This window comes from Micromonospora sp. NPDC048999, from assembly GCF_040649295.1.
GTDB lineage: Bacteria > Actinomycetota > Actinomycetes > Mycobacteriales > Micromonosporaceae > Micromonospora.
Genome location: NZ_JBEZFI010000041.1, coordinates 15,613 through 30,809, shown reverse-complemented (window position 1 = coordinate 30,809; position 15,197 = coordinate 15,613). Strand labels below are relative to the sequence as shown.

Annotated in this window: 14 protein-coding genes; 7 read left to right on the top strand and 7 right to left on the bottom strand. The window is 73.1% G+C overall.

All coding sequences use genetic code 11. From position 1 onward, the window contains the following. Nucleotides 1–22: 22 nt before the first annotated feature. A complete protein-coding gene (locus AB0C02_RS27720) occupies nt 23–1,441 on the bottom strand; it encodes an MFS transporter (protein WP_357551888.1) in 1,419 nt (472 codons plus the stop codon). Between the two features lie 58 nt (nt 1,442–1,499). Between AB0C02_RS27720 and AB0C02_RS27715 the strand changes: the two genes are divergently transcribed. After that, nucleotides 1,500–2,069 (top strand): TetR family transcriptional regulator, encoded by a 570-nt coding sequence (locus AB0C02_RS27715; RefSeq protein ID WP_357551887.1) that lies wholly within the window; start codon nt 1,500–1,502, stop codon nt 2,067–2,069. Between the two features lie 636 nt (nt 2,070–2,705). Here AB0C02_RS27715 and AB0C02_RS27710 read toward each other — a convergent pair. Genes AB0C02_RS27710 through AB0C02_RS27700 form a run of 3 tightly spaced genes read right to left on the bottom strand, consistent with a single transcriptional unit; the run spans nt 2,706 to nt 5,736 of the window. Then, on the bottom strand, nt 2,706–3,656 hold the full coding sequence (locus AB0C02_RS27710; protein WP_357551886.1) for a VWA domain-containing protein: 951 nt from the start codon (nt 3,654–3,656) through the stop codon (nt 2,706–2,708). Next, nucleotides 3,653–4,651 carry a DUF58 domain-containing protein gene (locus AB0C02_RS27705; RefSeq protein WP_357551913.1) on the bottom strand — a complete coding sequence of 333 codons (999 nt, stop codon included), beginning with the start codon at nt 4,649–4,651 and terminating at the stop codon, nt 3,653–3,655. The genes AB0C02_RS27710 and AB0C02_RS27705 overlap by 4 nt, the downstream gene beginning before the upstream one ends. Beyond that, complete coding sequence (locus tag AB0C02_RS27700) at nt 4,630–5,736, bottom strand: MoxR family ATPase (RefSeq protein WP_357551885.1); 1,107 nt, start codon at nt 5,734–5,736, stop codon at nt 4,630–4,632. Before AB0C02_RS27700 ends, AB0C02_RS27705 begins: the two co-directional genes overlap by 22 nt. Before the next feature lie 241 nt (nt 5,737–5,977). On the opposite strand from AB0C02_RS27700, the gene AB0C02_RS27695 reads away from it, so the two are divergent. Genes AB0C02_RS27695 through AB0C02_RS27685 form a run of 3 tightly spaced genes read left to right on the top strand, consistent with a single transcriptional unit; the run spans nt 5,978 to nt 8,257 of the window. Then, nucleotides 5,978–6,202, top strand: coding sequence for a hypothetical protein (locus AB0C02_RS27695; RefSeq protein ID WP_357551884.1), 225 nt, complete (start codon nt 5,978–5,980; stop codon nt 6,200–6,202). A 28-nt stretch (nt 6,203–6,230) separates the two neighbouring features. After that, the gene (locus AB0C02_RS27690; protein ID WP_357551883.1) at nt 6,231–6,758 is read left to right on the top strand and encodes a PH domain-containing protein; all 528 of its coding nucleotides are present in this window, start codon (nt 6,231–6,233) and stop codon (nt 6,756–6,758) included. After that, nucleotides 6,758–8,257, top strand: coding sequence for a PH domain-containing protein (locus AB0C02_RS27685; protein ID WP_357551882.1), 1,500 nt, complete (start codon nt 6,758–6,760; stop codon nt 8,255–8,257). The genes AB0C02_RS27690 and AB0C02_RS27685 overlap by 1 nt, the downstream gene beginning before the upstream one ends. A gap of 7 nt (nt 8,258–8,264) precedes the next feature. Here AB0C02_RS27685 and AB0C02_RS27680 read toward each other — a convergent pair whose 3' ends face one another. Continuing rightward, nucleotides 8,265–9,329, bottom strand: coding sequence for a phosphatase PAP2 family protein (locus AB0C02_RS27680; protein WP_357551881.1), 1,065 nt, complete (start codon nt 9,327–9,329; stop codon nt 8,265–8,267). Nucleotides 9,330–9,472: 143 nt separating this feature from the next. On the opposite strand from AB0C02_RS27680, the gene AB0C02_RS27675 reads away from it, so the two are divergent. Together AB0C02_RS27675 and AB0C02_RS27670 are read left to right on the top strand one after the other, a co-directional pair. After that, nucleotides 9,473–9,877, top strand: a complete 405-nt coding sequence (locus tag AB0C02_RS27675) for a hotdog domain-containing protein (RefSeq protein WP_357551880.1) — start codon at nt 9,473–9,475, stop codon at nt 9,875–9,877. Beyond that, nucleotides 9,874–10,704 (top strand): MBL fold metallo-hydrolase, encoded by an 831-nt coding sequence (locus AB0C02_RS27670; RefSeq protein ID WP_357551879.1) that lies wholly within the window; start codon nt 9,874–9,876, stop codon nt 10,702–10,704. Before AB0C02_RS27675 ends, AB0C02_RS27670 begins: the two co-directional genes overlap by 4 nt. Before the next feature lie 15 nt (nt 10,705–10,719). Here AB0C02_RS27670 and AB0C02_RS27665 read toward each other — a convergent pair whose 3' ends face one another. Continuing rightward, a complete protein-coding gene (locus tag AB0C02_RS27665) occupies nt 10,720–11,652 on the bottom strand; it encodes a carbohydrate kinase (protein ID WP_357551878.1) in 933 nt (310 codons plus the stop codon). A 359-nt stretch (nt 11,653–12,011) separates the two neighbouring features. Between AB0C02_RS27665 and AB0C02_RS27660 the strand changes: the two genes are divergently transcribed. Then, the gene (locus AB0C02_RS27660; protein ID WP_357551877.1) at nt 12,012–13,163 is read left to right on the top strand and encodes a lytic polysaccharide monooxygenase; all 1,152 of its coding nucleotides are present in this window, start codon (nt 12,012–12,014) and stop codon (nt 13,161–13,163) included. A 58-nt stretch (nt 13,164–13,221) separates the two neighbouring features. Here the strand turns inward: AB0C02_RS27660 and asnB are convergent, their stop codons facing one another. After that, nucleotides 13,222–15,183, bottom strand: coding sequence for an asparagine synthase (glutamine-hydrolyzing) (gene asnB, locus AB0C02_RS27655; RefSeq protein WP_357551876.1), 1,962 nt, complete (start codon nt 15,181–15,183; stop codon nt 13,222–13,224). Nucleotides 15,184–15,197: the final 14 nt, after the last annotated feature.

Here is a 15,197-nt window from a genome sequence, read left to right as displayed (position 1 = left end):
GCTGGTGGCGCCGCAGGGCGGCCTATCGGGTAACCGTCGTGGTCCGGTCGCGCCCGCCGGCCGGGGTGGTTCGGGGCAGGAGTTGCGCCAGCACGGCGACCGCCGCTGTGACGACGATCAGGTACCCGAGGCCGTGCTGGAAGGCGGACGTGGTCCCGTTTCGCAAGCTGCCGTAGTAGATGATCCCGACGATTCCCACCCCGACGGCCGCCCCGACCTGCTGCGCCGTGGTCAGCACCCCCGCCGCCGCGCCGGCGTGTCGGGGCGCGACCCGAGCCAGCACGGTGCCCATGATGGGCGCCAGCGCCAGGCCCATCCCGATCCCGTCGACCAGCAGCGCGGGTACCAGCCAGCCGATCGGCCGCTGCCCGGCCACGGCGACGAGCAGCACGGCCAGCGCCACGGCCCGGGTCAGCCCACCGGCCGCGATCACCTGGCGGCCGTACCGGGCCACGAGGCGGGGCGCGGCCAGCGAGGCGGCCAGGTAGCCGACACCGAGCGGCACGAAGAAGAGGCCGGCGCCGAGCGCGTCCAAACCGCGGCCCTGCTGCGCGTAGAGGGCAAAAATCAGGAAGTACGCGGCCATACCCATGGTGAAGGCGAGCTGGGTGAACAGGCCGGCGGAGAAGGCTCGCTCCCGGAACAGCGCCGGGTCGATCAGCGGCTGCTCGTGCCGACGGCGCGCGTACGCCACGAGGAGTAGCCCGGCGAGGGCGAAGAAGAGCCAGGTCCACCACGGCCACCCCTGCTCGCGCCCCTCGATGAGCGGCAGCAGGATGCCCACCAGCGCGGCGGTCACCAGTACGGCCCCGCCGAGGTCGAGGCGCACTCCCGCGGGCCCCCGGCTCTCCGGCACCACCCGCCGGGCCAGCAGCAACGCCGCCACCCCGATCGGGGCATTGATCAGAAAGCAGGTCCGCCAGCCCAGACCGAACAGGTCGGCGTGGATGAGCAGCCCTCCGATGAGCTGTCCGAACACCGCGGCCAGCCCCATCGTCAGGGCGTAGGCGTTGATCGCCCGCAGCTGGGCGGCGCCCTGGTAGGCGGTGCGCAGGATGGCCAGTACCTGCGGGGCGAGCAGCGCCGCCGAGGCGCCCTGGACGACCCTGGCGGCGATCAGCGCGCCGGCGTCCGGGGCGAGGCCGCAGGCGACCGAGGCGAGGGTGAACAGGGCCAACCCGATGGTGAAGACCCGCCGCCGGCCGGCCAGGTCGCCGAGCCGCCCGCCGAGGATCAGGCCGGAGCCGTACGCCAGGCCGTAGCCGGCGATCACCCACTCCACCTGGGCAGCGGTGGCGTGCAGGTCGCGCTGTGTGGCCGGGATGGCCACGTTGACGATGAAGAAATCGAGAATCGTCATGAAGACGCCGGTCAGCACGGTGGGCAAGGTTGCCCACGAGACGGCCACCGCCGGCGTAGATAGAACGGTCGGTCTACTCATGCCGGACATTAGATCGACTGGTTGTTCTACCGTCAAGCCTCGTGCCAGAATCGATGCCGTGACCGATCGACCCGGCCCCCGGGAACGCCTCCTCACCGCCGCCCGCGACCTCACCTATCGGGAAGGGGTGCACGTCGGCGTGGACGCCATCCTCAAGGAGGCCGACGTTGCCCGCCGTTCCCTCTATCAGCACTTCGGCGGCAAGGACGGGCTGGTTGCCGAGGCACTGCGCACGTCCGGGGTGCCGGAGCGCTACCGGGAGGCGATGCGACGCGCTGGTGACAACCCTCGGGACCGGATCCTGGCCGTCTTCGACGAACTGGAGGCGGTCACCACCCGCCCGACCTTCCGGGGCTGCCGCTACACCTCAGCGGAGCTGGCGCTGCCCGACCCGACGCACCCGGCGCACGCCGAAGTCCGGGCGTACAAGGAGGGGCTGCACCGGCTGCTCGTCGACGAGCTGGTCCGGTACGGCCACCCCGACCCCGCCGGCGCCGCCGACCAACTACTCGTGCTGATCGACGGGGTGCTCGTCCACGCGCTGACCCGCCCCGATGCGCATCCCGCGCGGGCGGCCCGCCGTCTGGCGAAGCTTCTCCTCGACGCGGCACGCCCCGCTGCCGAGTGACCCGGCCCGTCCCACCCCTGCCGGCACCGCCGGCGCCCACCGCGGGCCGCGCTGGTGGCGCCGCCCGTCGGACCAAGGCCCGGTGACCCCTGGGTGGGGCAGCGGCAGCCGGTCGGCTGGGTGCGGGGCGGTGGTACGCGTGTGTATGATGTTCTTGTCTTGCGGGCCGAAGCACGCCCGCTTTCGGAGCTCCGCCGACCGCAGGAGGTGATCGCTGTGCGAGATAGCGATCCTCCTAGTCGTGGCCGGGCCCGCCGTCAGCCCCGCTGAGCCACGGCTTAGTCGCTGAGCTGACCCAGTTTCCCGCGCCTCCGCATCACCCATCTCCCCGCCAATTGGCCGGGGCGATCGTGCTGTGCGGCCCATCCGGCTGCCGCGGAGGAGCACCCCGGTCACGACTCTCGTGTGCGTACGCCCTGATCCACCCCCTGCGGTCCGGTCGTCGATCCCGGAACGCCGTCGCCACGGAGCAGTCCCATGAGCCGTTACGTCGCCCCGCTGGGCTTCACCCTCGCCGCCGTCTGGGTGGCCGTCCTCTTCGTCCTGACCGGCGGTCACTGACCCCACCGGTACGGGCGCACGGCCGCATGGCCGGCACTCGACGTCTCAGCGCAACCGGCCCCGCGCCGGGCCGCCTCAGAGCAGGCGGGACGACCAGAGCAGGCTCAGCGCGCCGGCGCAGAGGGCGAACAGCAGCGCGATCCCCGCGTACCACTGGGTGATCTCGCGCGGCTCGGTCCGGTACCCGATCGAGCTGCCCATGTCCTGGTAGACCCGCTTGAGCTCGCTCACCGAGGCGGCCTCGTAGAAGTAGCCCCGGGTGGTCTCCGCCAGCTCCGACAGCGCCGTCCGGTCCACCGGCACCCGCTGGAGCTGACCGCCGATGTCCACCGTGCCCGAGTCGGTGCCGAACGCGATGGTGGAGACCGGCACGTTGGCCGCCTGCGCCGCGGCGGCCGCCTCCTCCACCGACCGACCGGCCGTGCGGTAGCCGTCGGAGAGCAGCACGATCCGGGCCGGCGGGATGCCGGCCGCGCCGTCCGCGGGCACCGAGCGGATCGCCTCCAGGCAGGTGAAGACCGCCTCCCCGGTGGCGGTCGCCTCGGCCAGGACGAGTCCGTCGATGGCGGTGGTCACCGCCGCTCGATCCTTGGAGGGCGGAACCAGCACGTTCGCCGACTTGGCGAAGGACACCAGCCCGACGTTGTAACTCGCCGGCAGCTCCCCGACGAACTGCTTGGCCGCCTCCTGCGCCGCCTCGAGGCGGGTCGGCGCGACGTCATCGGCCTGCATCGACAGCGACACGTCGATGGCGAGCATCACGGTGGCCCGTTCGAGGGGCTCCCGGGTGTCCACCGCCGGCCGGGCCAGCGCGGTGGCCAGGACCAGCAGGCAGAGCAGGAAGGCGGTGGCCGCCGCGTGCCGCCGCCAGCCCAGGCCCTTGGGCGCGACGGTACGCAGCAGGTCGACGTTGGTGAACCGCATCGCGTACGCCCGCCGGTGCAGCTGCCGCCAGACGTACGCGGCGGCCAGGGCGAGCACCGGCAGCACGGCCAGCAGCCACCACGGTTGCAGAAAACGGATCATCGGGTCGTCCCTCGGGTCCGGGCGTGCCGCTGGGCGGCGACGAACCGCACCATGTCCAGCAGCCAGTCTCGGTCGGTGCGCAGCCGCAGGTGGGCCGCGCCGGCGGCACGCAGCTCGGCGGCGATGGCCGCGCGCTGGGCGGTGGCCGCCTCGGCGTACCGGCGGCGCAGGCCCGGGTCGGCGGTCTGCACCTCGTGCAGCTCCCCCGTCTCCGGGTCCACCACCGGCAACACCCCCACGTCGGGCAGCTCCAGCTCGCGCGGGTCAACCACCTCGATCGCCAGCACGTCGTGCCGGACCCGCAGCTTACGGACCGGCCGGCCCCACTGCCGCGGCGGCGCGAGGAAGTCGGAGATCACCACCGCCACGCCACGCCGACGCGGCGGCCGGTTGAGCATGTCGACCAGTTCCCCGAGATCGCTGCGGCCGGGGCGGATCTCGGTCCCGGCGATCGCCCGGAGCAGCCCCTGCGCCTCCTTGCGGCCGGCCCGGGCGGGCAGCCGCAGCAGCGTCCCCGGCCTGGGGGCCGGCGCCTCGCCCCGCCACCGGCCGGTCCGCGTGGGCCCGGGACCGCCCGTGCCGACCACCGCACCGATCCGGTTGCCGCCCCGGACGGTCAGGTGCGCCAGGGCGGCCGCGGCGGCGACCACCACGTCCCGCTTGAGCCACCGCCCGGTGCCGAAGTCCAGGCTCGCCGACAGGTCCACCGCCAGCCAGGTCTCCAACTCCCGGTCGGCCACCGTACGCCGGACGTGCGGCATCATGGTTCGCGCGGTGACCGGCCAGTCCATCCGGCGTACGTCGTCGCCGGGGCGGTACTCCCGGGACTCCCCCGCCTCGCTGCCCGGGCCGGGCAGCAGCCCGGCGTAGTCGCCTTGGAGCAGCCCGTCGAGCTTGCGGGTGACCATCAGCTGCAACCGGGCGAGGACGGCCCCGGACCGGTCGCCGGTGGCCGGCAGCCGAGTGGGTGGGGTCACGGCAGCTGACCGGGCCAGCCGGTCCCGTGCGGGACGGCCGGTGACGGGGTGGCCTGCTGCCGGGGCGCGACCGACGGCAACGGGATGGTCGACATCACCCGGTGCACGACGTGGTCGGCCGGCACGTCGTCGGCAAGCGCGTCGTAGCTGAGCACCAGCCGGTGACGCAGGATGTCCGGGGCGATGTCCTGCACGTCCTGCGGCAGCGCGTAGTCCCGGCCCCGCAGCAGCGCCAGCGCCCGGGTGGCCCGGACCAGGCCGAGCGACGCGCGCGGGCTGGCGCCGTACTGGATGAGCTGCGCCACGTCCGGCATGCCGTGCTCGGCGGGCGCGCGGGTGGCCAGCACCAGCCGGACCGCGTAGTCGACCAGCGCGTTGTGCACGAACACCTGGTCGGCCTTGCGCTGCAGGGCGACCAGGTCCGGGGTGTCGAAGACCCGGGCCGGCTCGGGCGGCGCGACACCCATCCGGTAGACGATCTCCCGCTCCTCGACGTCGGTCGGGTAACCCACCACGATCTTCATGAGGAAGCGGTCCCGCTGCGCCTCCGGCAGCGGGTAGACCCCCTCCTGCTCGATCGGGTTCTGCGTGGCCATCACCAGGAACGGATCCGGCACCCGGTGGGTCTCCCCGCCGATGGACACCTGGTGCTCGCTCATCACCTCCAGCAGCGCCGACTGCACCTTCGCCGGCGCCCGGTTGATCTCGTCGGCGAGCAGGAAATTCACGAAGACCGGACCCAGCTCGACGTCGAACTTCTCGCTGGACTGCCGATAGATCCGGGTGCCCATGATGTCGGCCGGCACCAGGTCCGGGGTGAACTGCACCCGGGCGAACGAACCGCCGACCACCTTCGCCAGGGTCTCCACGGCAAGGGTCTTGGCCACGCCGGGCACCCCCTCCAGCAGGCAGTGCCCCCGGGCGAGCAGGGCGACGAACATCCGCTCGACCATCCGGTCCTGACCGACGATCACCCGTTTGATCTCGAACAGCGCCCGCTCCAGCAGGGTGGCGTCCTGGGCCGGGGTGGTGCTCGGCGGCGGCGGCGCGCCCGGCACGGCCTCGGTCGGAATCGGGGCGTCGGGCGTGGTCGGCTGGGCCACCGGTCCTCCACAGCTTGGTCGTCGTCGCGGCGTGGTGCGTATCAAGACTGTCATGTTCAGCTGAGAGCCGAGGGTGGGAGAGGGACGATTTTCGCCACGCCGTCCCGCCGCGCGGAAAACGCTGAACACGGGTGGACAACCACCGGTCCGGCGTGTGTACGATTCACCCCGTCGCCGGGCGGCTCCCCCCGTGGTCGCCCGGCGCTCAACCTCCCGGGCCGCGACCCCTACACTCGCCCCGGTGACCACTCCCGCCCCCGCCGACGAGCCCCGGATCTGCTCCGCGCGGGGGTGCCGTGCCCCCGCCGTCTGGGCGTTGCGCTGGAACAATCCCCGCCTGCACGCCGCCGACCGGCGCAAGACCTGGCTGGCCTGCGCCGAGCACCGGGAATCACTCGGCGCCTTCCTCGACGCGCGTGGCTTCCTCCGCGAGGTGGTGTCGGTGCCGGAATCGCCTACCCTCTGAGGGGTGAGCGAGCGCAGGGACCACGCCGGTGTACGGTGACGACCTCGCCGGCCGGGCGCCGAGCCCGACCAGCGCCCTTGAGCCCTGGCCGGACACCGTCCGGTGGCAACCGATCTCCCGGGACCTGATCTGGGTCGAGCTGATCCGGCTCGGCATCCTCCTCGCCGTGGTGCTGGTGGTGCTCGCCGTGGCCTGGGCCGTCACCGGTCACTGGCTGCTCGGCACCGCCCTCGGCGTGGTGCTGCTGCTGGCGGCCTGGCGCACCGTCACGATCGTCCGGGCGGTGCGCGCCTGGGGCTACGCCGAACGGGAGAACGACCTGCTGGTTCGGCACGGCCTGCTGGTGCGGCGGCTGTCCATCGTGCCGTACGCGCGGATGCAGTTCGTCGACGTCACCGCCGGGCCGCTGGAGCGCGCGTTCGACCTGGCCACCGTTCAGTTGCACACGGCCGCGGCGGCGAGCGACGCCCGGGTGCCCGGCCTGCGCCCGGCCGAGGCGTCCCGGCTGCGCGACCGGTTGACCGCGCTGGGCGAGGACCGGGCGGAGGGGCTTTGATGCAGGGCCCGGCCGACCCGGGGCCCGGCGCCCCACCGCCGTACCCGGGCGCCGACGACCGGCCCCCGGCCGCGTGGCCGCCGGTGTCGGGCAACACCGCTCCCGGCTGGCCGGCGGACGGCCAGCTGCCGCCCGGCCCGGGCCTGGCCGGTCCCGGCTGGCCGACGAACCCGGTCCCGCCCGTGCCCGCCGGGGAGGAGCCACGGCAGCGGCTGCACCCACTCAGTCCTGTGCTGCACGGCGCCAAGTCGCTGGTCGTGGTGATCGCCGGCCTCTCCTGGTCGACGCTGTCCCGGGTCGGGTTCGGCTGGTTCGCCCTGCTGGTCGCGTTCTTCGCCCTCGGCGCCACCGTGCTGTCCGTGATCAGCTGGTGGAACACCGGCTACCACCTGGTGGGCCGCGAACTGCGGGTGCACGAGGGGCTGATCTGGCGGCGTACCCGGGCGATTCCGCTGGAGCGGCTGCAGGCCGTGGAGGTGGTCCGGCCGCTGCTGGCACAGCTCACCGGGCTGGCCGAGCTGCGGCTGGAGGTGGTCGGCGGGGGCAAGACCGAGGCACCGCTGGCGTACCTGAGCGTGGCGGAGGCCACCGCGCTGCGCCAGCGGCTGCTCGCGGTGGCCGGCCGCGCGCGTGAGACCACCGCCCCGCCCGCCGTCGGCGAGCCGCCCGCGCCCGCGCCGGCAGGGCACCGGCTGCACACCGTACGCAACGACAACCTGCTGGTCAGCCAGCTGCTCACCCCGCAGGCGTTCCTGCTTCCGCTCGGCGTGGCCTTCGTGGTGATGCAGTTCCTCACCGAGCGGTCCTGGTCGTTCATCGCGGTCGCCAGCACGCTGACCGCGATGGCCGGCGTGCTGCTGCAGCCGGTTCGTCGGGTGCTGGACGACTGGAGCTTCCGGCTCGACCGGGACGACGACACACTGCGGGTCCGTCGCGGCCTGCTGGAGACCAGGGCGCAGACCGTGCCGCTGCACCGGGTGCAGACCGTCGGCGTCACCTGGCCGCTGCTGTGGCGGATGAAGGGCTGGCTGCGCCTGCGGCTGGAGGTGGCCGGCTACTCGGCCGGCGAGCCGGACGACCGGAACCGGCCGGATCGGCTGCTGCCGGTCGGCGACGCGCACGCCGCCGAACTGGTCGTCGCGGAGGTGCTGGCCGGCGTACGGCTGGGGGCGCTGCCCACGACAGCGCCGCCGCCGCGGGCGCGCTGGCTGCGTCCGCTGACCCGCACCGCGGTCGGCGCCGGCCTGGACGAGCAGGTCTTCGTCGCCCGGTCCGGGCTGCTGACCCGCCGGATGACGCTGGTGCCGTACGCCCGGATCCAGAGCGTGCGGGTGACCCAGGGCCCGGTGCAGCGGTGCCTGCGGCTGGCCACGGTGCACGCCGACACCGCCGGCGGGTCGGGCGCGGCCGCGCCCGACCGCGACCTGGCCGAGGCGTGGCGGCTGGCGGCGGAGCTGACCGCGCGGGCGCACGAGGCCCGCCGCCGGCGGCGGGGCTGACCCGCGGTCAGTGCTCGGCCGGCACCGCGTCGGTCGCGGCCGGAACGGTCTCCTGCGGGCTCGGGCCGGCCTGCGCCGGAACGGGCGACTGGCGCTCCCCGGTGGCGGCCTCCGGCGTACGCCGGGCCCGCCAGGCCGCCCACCCGCGCTCGGCCAGGTTGACGACCAGGAAGGTCAGCCCGACGTACACCCAGCCGACCAGCACGTCGATCACGTAGTGCTCGCCGCTGTAGACCAGGGTGAAGGTCATCGCCAGCGGGTACGACAGCAGCAGCGGCCACCAGCGCTTGCGGACGGAAGGCAGGAAGTAGAGCACGACGAAGAGGGCGAACGCGGTGTGCAGCGAGGGCATCGCGGCGACCGGGTTGGAGGCGATCTGCCCGGCGTTGAGCACGTTGCCCGCGCCGTGCATGCCCATCTCCTTCCAGCCCCGGGTGGAGATCCGGGCGACCTCGGTGAGCAGGCCGTTCTGCCCGGCCCACCACGGCGGGGCGGCCGGGTAGGCGAAGTAGGTGGCCAGCCCGGCCGCGCAGAGGAAGCCCCAGCGGCGCATGTACGCCGCCCAGCGCGAGCGGTCCCGCATCCAGAGCACCGCCGCGGCGGCGAACGTCGCCACGAAGTGCGAGAAGTAGACCCAGCTGACCAGCACGTCCCACCAGTGCACCTCGGGCCGGTAGAGGTGCTCCTGCAGCCAGACCGTGGGCACCTCGCCACCGGTGGCCCAGCCGAGCAGGAACCGGTCGACGACGATCATCTCCATGGCGTGCGGCGTCGCGCCGTTGGCGGCGAACCCCCGGGAGATGGTGTAGACGGCCAGCAGCACCACCACCGGGATCCAGTCCCGGGCGAACCGCAGGTGGCTGCGCCACGGCCGGGCGGAGTGCCAGGCGATGGTGGCCGCCCAGATCCAGACGAAGGCGTACGCCGGGTCGGTCGGCAGGCCGATGACGAGCCAGGCGGCCACGAAGGCGACCCCCCAGATCGTCATCGCCACCACCCGACGGCGTCCGCCGTCGGGCGCGGAAGGGGCACCGGTTTGGGCAGGGGGCTGGGGGTCAGTCACGACGGGCATCGGGTCAAGGTTAACTGCGGGCGAAGCGGCCTTCGCCAGTGCCCACCGTCCAGCGAACGCATCGACTGACGCCGACCACCCGCCGGGGTGCCCGCGGCCCGCCACTGCGGGCGGTCCGGCCCCGGCTCGTCTAGGCTCGGGACATGCAGGAGCAGCCGGAACCGCCCTTCGCGGCGGGCCTGACCGCCCGGGTCGAGCTGACCGTCACCGACGCCGACACCGCGCAGGCGGTGGGCTCCGGTGACGTTCCGGTGCTCGGCACTCCCCGGGTGCTCGCCCTGGCCGAGGCGGCGACCGTGGCGGCCACCGCGATCCGGATGCCACCCGGATCGACGACCGTCGGCGTCCGGGTCGAGTTGGACCATCGGGCCGCCACGCCGATCGGGCGGACGGTCATCGCCGGGGCGCGGCTCGCCAAGGTCGACGGCCGGCGGCTGCTGTTCGAGGTGACCGTCACCGACGGCGACGAGGTCGTCGCCGATGGGCGGGTCGAGCGCGTGCTGGTCGACCGGCAGCGTTTCGTCGAGCTGGCGTCGCGGGTCTCATGACCGCCCGGTTCGTCGAGATCGCCGACCGCGTCCACGTGCTGCGCGAGCCGCTGCTGCACGTCAACGTGACCCTGGTGGTGGGCGACGGCGCGGCCCTGCTGGTGGACACCCTCTCCACCGCCGGGCAGGCCCGGGAGCTGGCCGAGGCCGCCCGGGTGGTCACCCCGCACCCGTGGACCATCGTCAACACCCACCACCATTTCGACCACTGCTTCGGCAACGCCACCCTGGCCGCCGACCCGCCCCGCCCGGTATACGCCCACCAACTGGCCGTCACCGTGCTCCGCGATCATCCCGACGAGCTGCGCCGGGCGGCGTACGAGGAGATACGCGCCGAGCAGCCGGCGCTGGCCGCCGAGCTGGCCGGGACCGAGCTGCTGGCCCCGACGCACCCGGTACGCACCGAGGCCGTCCTCGACATCGGCGGCCGACGGGTGGTGCTGCGCCATCCCGGGCACGGGCACACCGACGCCGACCTCGTGGTGCACGTGCCGGACGCGGACGTGTTGGTCGCCGGCGACCTGGTGGAGCAGAGCGGGCCACCGGCGTTCGAGGAGTCGTACCCGATCCAGTGGCCGGACGCGGTGGCCGAACTGCTGCGCCTCGTCACGCCCACGACGGTGGTGGTGCCGGGGCACGGCACGCCGGTCGACGCGGAGTTCGTCCGGGCGCAGCACGCCCAGCTGGCCCAACAGGCCTGGCTGATCCGGGCCGGCCACACCGGCAGCGCGCCGCCGGAGCGGGTGGCCGCCGAGTCACCCTTCGGCGCCCGCCCCGGCCTGATCGCCGCCCGCCGCGGCTACGCCGAACTCGACGGGACCGCCTGACGCGTCCGAGCGCCGTCAGGAGGGGAAGCGGGCGGCGACGGCGGCACGGGTGGGCATCGAGGTGGCACCGCCGGGAGACTCGCAGACCAGGGCGGCGACACGCAGGGCGAAGGCGACCCGGTCCCGCCAGCCGACCGGATCCACCGGCTCGCCGGCGGCGAGCAGCTCGGCGATGAGCGCGCCCATCACCGAGTCCCCCGCGCCGGTGGCGTCCACCGCGCCGACCTTCGGAGCCGGCACGCGTACCACGTCGTCGGCGGCGGCCACCAGGGCGCCGTCCGCGCCGAGGGTGACCACCACGGTCCCGGCACCCAACTCCCGCAGGTACGCGGCGACCCCCTCCACCGGCTCGCGGGGATAGAGCACGGCCGCGTCGGCGGCGCTCAGCTTCACCAGGTGAGCGCTCGCGGCGAACTCCGCGACCACCTCGCGCAGCGCGGCCAGGGCGCCGGACCCGTCCAGCAGCCGGGTACGGACGTTCGGGTCGAACACCCGCAGCGCCCCGGCGATCGACCAGGCCCGCCGGGCTGCGGCCAGCACCGGTGGGTGCAGCAGCACGACCGAGCCGCAGTAGAGCACCTGCGCGCCCTCGATCAGGGGGACGCTCAGGTCGTCGGCGGTGAGCAGGCCGTACGACCGGGGCTCGCCGTAGAAGCGGAAGTCCGGTTCCGGGCCGGTGAAGGTGGCCACCGCCAACGCGGTCGGGGCCGGCACGGTGACCGCCCCGGCCAGCCCGACGCCCGCCTCCGCCAGCAGGGCCCGGATCCGCTCCGCGAGCGCGTCGTCGCCGAGCGACCCGACGAACTCGACGTCGCCGCCGAGCCGGGCCACCGCCACGGCCACGTTGAGTGGCCCCCCGCCGATCGCCTGCCGGTAGACGGGCTGCCCGTCGTACTCGGCGTCGAGCAGGTCGACCAGCGCCTCGCCGAGCACCACCGCGTACCCCATCCTGGCTCCTTCCGTCCGTTACCCCCGATCCTGACGCATCGCGGGGGCGCGGCGTGCGGGGACGGCGCCGGCACCATGCCACGAGGCCAATTTCATTGACATGCGGCTATTGCGTGCGCTCGGCGCGACATGGTGGGATGGTGTTTGCCGAAAGTGGCGCGGGGGCTGCCGCGCCACCGGCTGCCGGGTCGAGCCGACGCGAGGGCACACCGGTCCGTGGGCACGGACCGCCGATGGTGCGCGCCCAGGCCGGCCCCGGCCGCACTCCGACCGCCGGGCGTCGCACCGCGATCGTCGCATCCGCTCGTCGCAGCGGGGCAGACCGATGCGCGTCGTGCCCCGCGAGTCAGGAGAACCTCGTGCACCGATCTCGTACGGCCGCGCTGCTCACCGCGGCCGCCACCCTGCTCCTTGTCGGGGCTGCCGCCCTGGTCACCACCTCCGGCCCGGCCGCCGCGCACGGCGCGGCGATGAAGCCGGGCGCCCGGACCTACCTGTGCTGGAAAGATGGTCTCACCCAGACCGGTGAGATCAAGCCCATCAATCCCGCCTGCGCGGCGGCGGTCGCGCAGAGCGGAGCGAACTCGCTCTACAACTGGTTCAGCGTGCTGCGCTCCGACGCCAATGGCCGGACCGCCGGCTTCATCCCCGACGGCCAGCTGTGCAGCGGCGGCAACCCGGGCTACCTCGGCTACGACCTGGCCCGCAACGACTGGCCGATCACCCACCTGACGGCCGGGCGGACGATGGAGTTCGACTACAGCAACTGGGCCCACCACCCGGGCACGTTCTACTTCTACGTCACCAAGAACACCTGGAGCCCGACCCGGGCGCTGGCCTGGAGCGACCTGGAGGACCAGCCGTTCCTGACCGTGACCAACCCGCCGTCGATCGGCGGGCCGGGCACCAACGACGGGCACTACTACTTCAACGGCACCCTGCCGTCGAACAAGAGCGGTCGGCACATCATCTACTCCCGCTGGGTCCGCTCGGACAGCCAGGAGAACTTCTTCGGCTGCTCGGACGTGACCTTCGACGGCGGCAACGGTGAGGTGACCGGGCTCGGTTCCGGCGGCACCACGCCGCCGACGACCGCGCCGCCGACGACGGCGCCGCCGACCACGGCTCCGCCCACGAGCGCGCCCCCGACCACGGCTGCGCCCACGACCAAGCCGCCGACCACCTCGCCGACCACGCCCCCGAGCAGCGGCGACTGCATGGCGGTCTTCTCGGTGACCAACGCCTGGCAGGGAGGCTTCCAGGGCGAGGTGCTGATCATGAACCACAGTTCCCGGACGTGGGGCAGCTGGACGGCGAAGTGGACCTGGCCCAGCGGTCAGACCATCACCCAGGTCTGGAACGGCAAGCTGAGCACGAGCGGGTCGTCGGTGACCGTCACCAACGAGTCCTACAACGGCACCATCGCGCCGAACGGCACCACCACGTTCGGCTTCCTGGCCAACGTCCCCGGCACCAACACCCTGCCGACGGTCACCTGCACCGGCCAGTGATCCACGACAGGTGTTAAGAGGGGCCCCCTGTACAACGCAGGGGGCCCCTTCTTACGGCTCAGCGGACCATGCTGCCGACCACCGGCTTGGTGAGCAGGGCGGACTGGTTGCGCTGGATGCCCGGGTCGAGGGTCTTCGCCACGAAGATGGCGTGCCAGATGCAGAAGATCAGCACGGTCCACACCTTGCGGGAGTGGTCCGCCTCCTCCCGCTTGTGCTCGTCCAGCAGCCGCATCGCGTACGACAGGTCGATCAGGTCACCGGCGCCGGAGGTGGCCAGCACGTGCCGGGCCCACTCGTACATCTCGCCGCGCAGCCAGACCCGGGTCGGGGTGGGGAAGCCGAGCTTCTTGCGGTTGACGATGGCCGGTGGCACGACGCCCTGCAACGCCTGGCGCATGGCGTACTTGGTGGCCTCGGAGCGGGGCGGCAGCTTCAGGTCGACCGGGATCCCGGCCGCCACGTTGAAGACCTCACGGTCCAGGAACGGCACCCGCACCTCCAGCGAGTGCGCCATCGAGATCCGGTCGGCCTTGACCAGGATGTCGCCGCGCAGCCAGGTGTACAGGTCGACGTACTGCATCTTGGTGACGTCGTCCAGCTCCGGGCACTCGGCGTAGATCGGCGCGGTGACGTCGGTATAGCGGACCGAGGGGTCGTAGCGGCGCAGCAGGTGCTGCTTCTCCTCCTCGGTGAACATCCGCGCGTTGCCGTAGTAGCGCTGCTCGATCGGGGTGGTGCCGCGCTCCAGGAAGCTCTTGCCCTTGACGCCCTGCGGGATGGCCTTGGAGACCGCCCGCAGGCCCTTCTGCACGCCGCCCGGCAGGCCATTCACCGAGCTGAGCGAGAGCGGCTCCCGGTAGATCGTGTAGCCGCCGAAGAACTCGTCCGCGCCCTCGCCGGAGAGCACCACGGTGACGTGCTCGGCGGCCTTCTTCGCGACGAAGTAGAGCGGGACGAGGGCCGGGTCGGCGACCGGGTCGTCCAGGTGCCAGACGATCCTCGGCAGCGCCTCCATCATGTCCTCCGGCCCGATCTTCGTCGGGATGGTGGTCACGTCGAGGTGCCGGGCCGAGTCCTGGGCGACGTCGATCTCGGAGTAGCCGGGCACGTCGTAGCCGACGGTGAAGGTGAGGATGTTCGGGTTGAACTCCCGGGCCAGGGCGACCACCGCGGTGGAGTCGATGCCGCTGGACAGGAAGGAGCCGACCGGCACGTCCGAGCGCATGTGCATCCGGACGCTCTCCCGCAGCGTCTCCCGGATCTCGTGGTAGAGCTTCTGCTCGTCGGCCACCGGCGCCGGCCGGAACACCGGCCGGTACCACCGGCGCACCTCGATCCGGCCGCCCGGAGTCCAGGTCAGGTACTCCCCCGACCCGATCCGGCTGATCCCCTTGTGCAGGGTGCCCGGCTCCGGAACGTACTGCAGGGTCAGGTAGTGACTCAGGTTGGCGGTGTCGATCCCGGCGTCGCCCTGGTAGGCCGACTGCGCGAACGGCAGCAGCGCCTTCTTCTCCGAGGCGAGGTAGAGCCCGTCCTGCGTCTGGAGATAGTGCAGCGGCTTGATGCCGAAGTAGTCCCGGGCACCGAAGGCGCGCCGCTCCTGCCGGTCCCAGATCACGAAGGCGAACATGCCGCGCAGCTTGGTGAGCACCTGCTCACCCCAGTAGTGATATCCGGCGACGATCACCTCGCCGTCACCGTTCGTGGCGAACTGGGCGCCGAAGTCCCGGATCAGCTCGTCCCGCAGCTCGATGTAGTTGTAGATCTCGCCGTTGAAGGTGAGCAGGTAGCGGCCGCTCGCGTAGGGCAGCGGCTCGTGGCTGAGCGCCACGTCGATGATCGCCAGCCGCTTGTGGGCGAACACCCCGTCCGCGTACTGCCCGGTGGCGTCGCCGACCACCTCGACCCCGGTCTCGTCCGGGCCCCGGTGGTGCAGGCACTCCAGTGCGTTGGCGATGTGGTCGCGGTGGGCGGCGGCGTCACCGCGCGCGCTGAAAAAGGCCAGGAGTCCGCACATGATGGCCATCTTTC

Coding starts and splice junctions, on each gene's coding strand:
- AB0C02_RS27720 (WP_357551888.1), bottom strand. CDS start 1,441: ATGAGTAGACCGACCGTTCTATCTACGCCGGCGGTGGCCGTCTCGTGG.
- AB0C02_RS27710 (WP_357551886.1), bottom strand. CDS start 3,656: ATGATCCGTTTTCTGCAACCGTGGTGGCTGCTGGCCGTGCTGCCGGTG.
- AB0C02_RS27685 (WP_357551882.1), top strand. CDS start 6,758: ATGCAGGGCCCGGCCGACCCGGGGCCCGGCGCCCCACCGCCGTACCCG.
- AB0C02_RS27680 (WP_357551881.1), bottom strand. CDS start 9,329: ATGCCCGTCGTGACTGACCCCCAGCCCCCTGCCCAAACCGGTGCCCCT.
- AB0C02_RS27675 (WP_357551880.1), top strand. CDS start 9,473: ATGCAGGAGCAGCCGGAACCGCCCTTCGCGGCGGGCCTGACCGCCCGG.
- AB0C02_RS27670 (WP_357551879.1), top strand. CDS start 9,874: ATGACCGCCCGGTTCGTCGAGATCGCCGACCGCGTCCACGTGCTGCGC.
- AB0C02_RS27665 (WP_357551878.1), bottom strand. CDS start 11,652: ATGGGGTACGCGGTGGTGCTCGGCGAGGCGCTGGTCGACCTGCTCGAC.
- asnB (WP_357551876.1), bottom strand. CDS start 15,183: ATGTGCGGACTCCTGGCCTTTTTCAGCGCGCGCGGTGACGCCGCCGCC.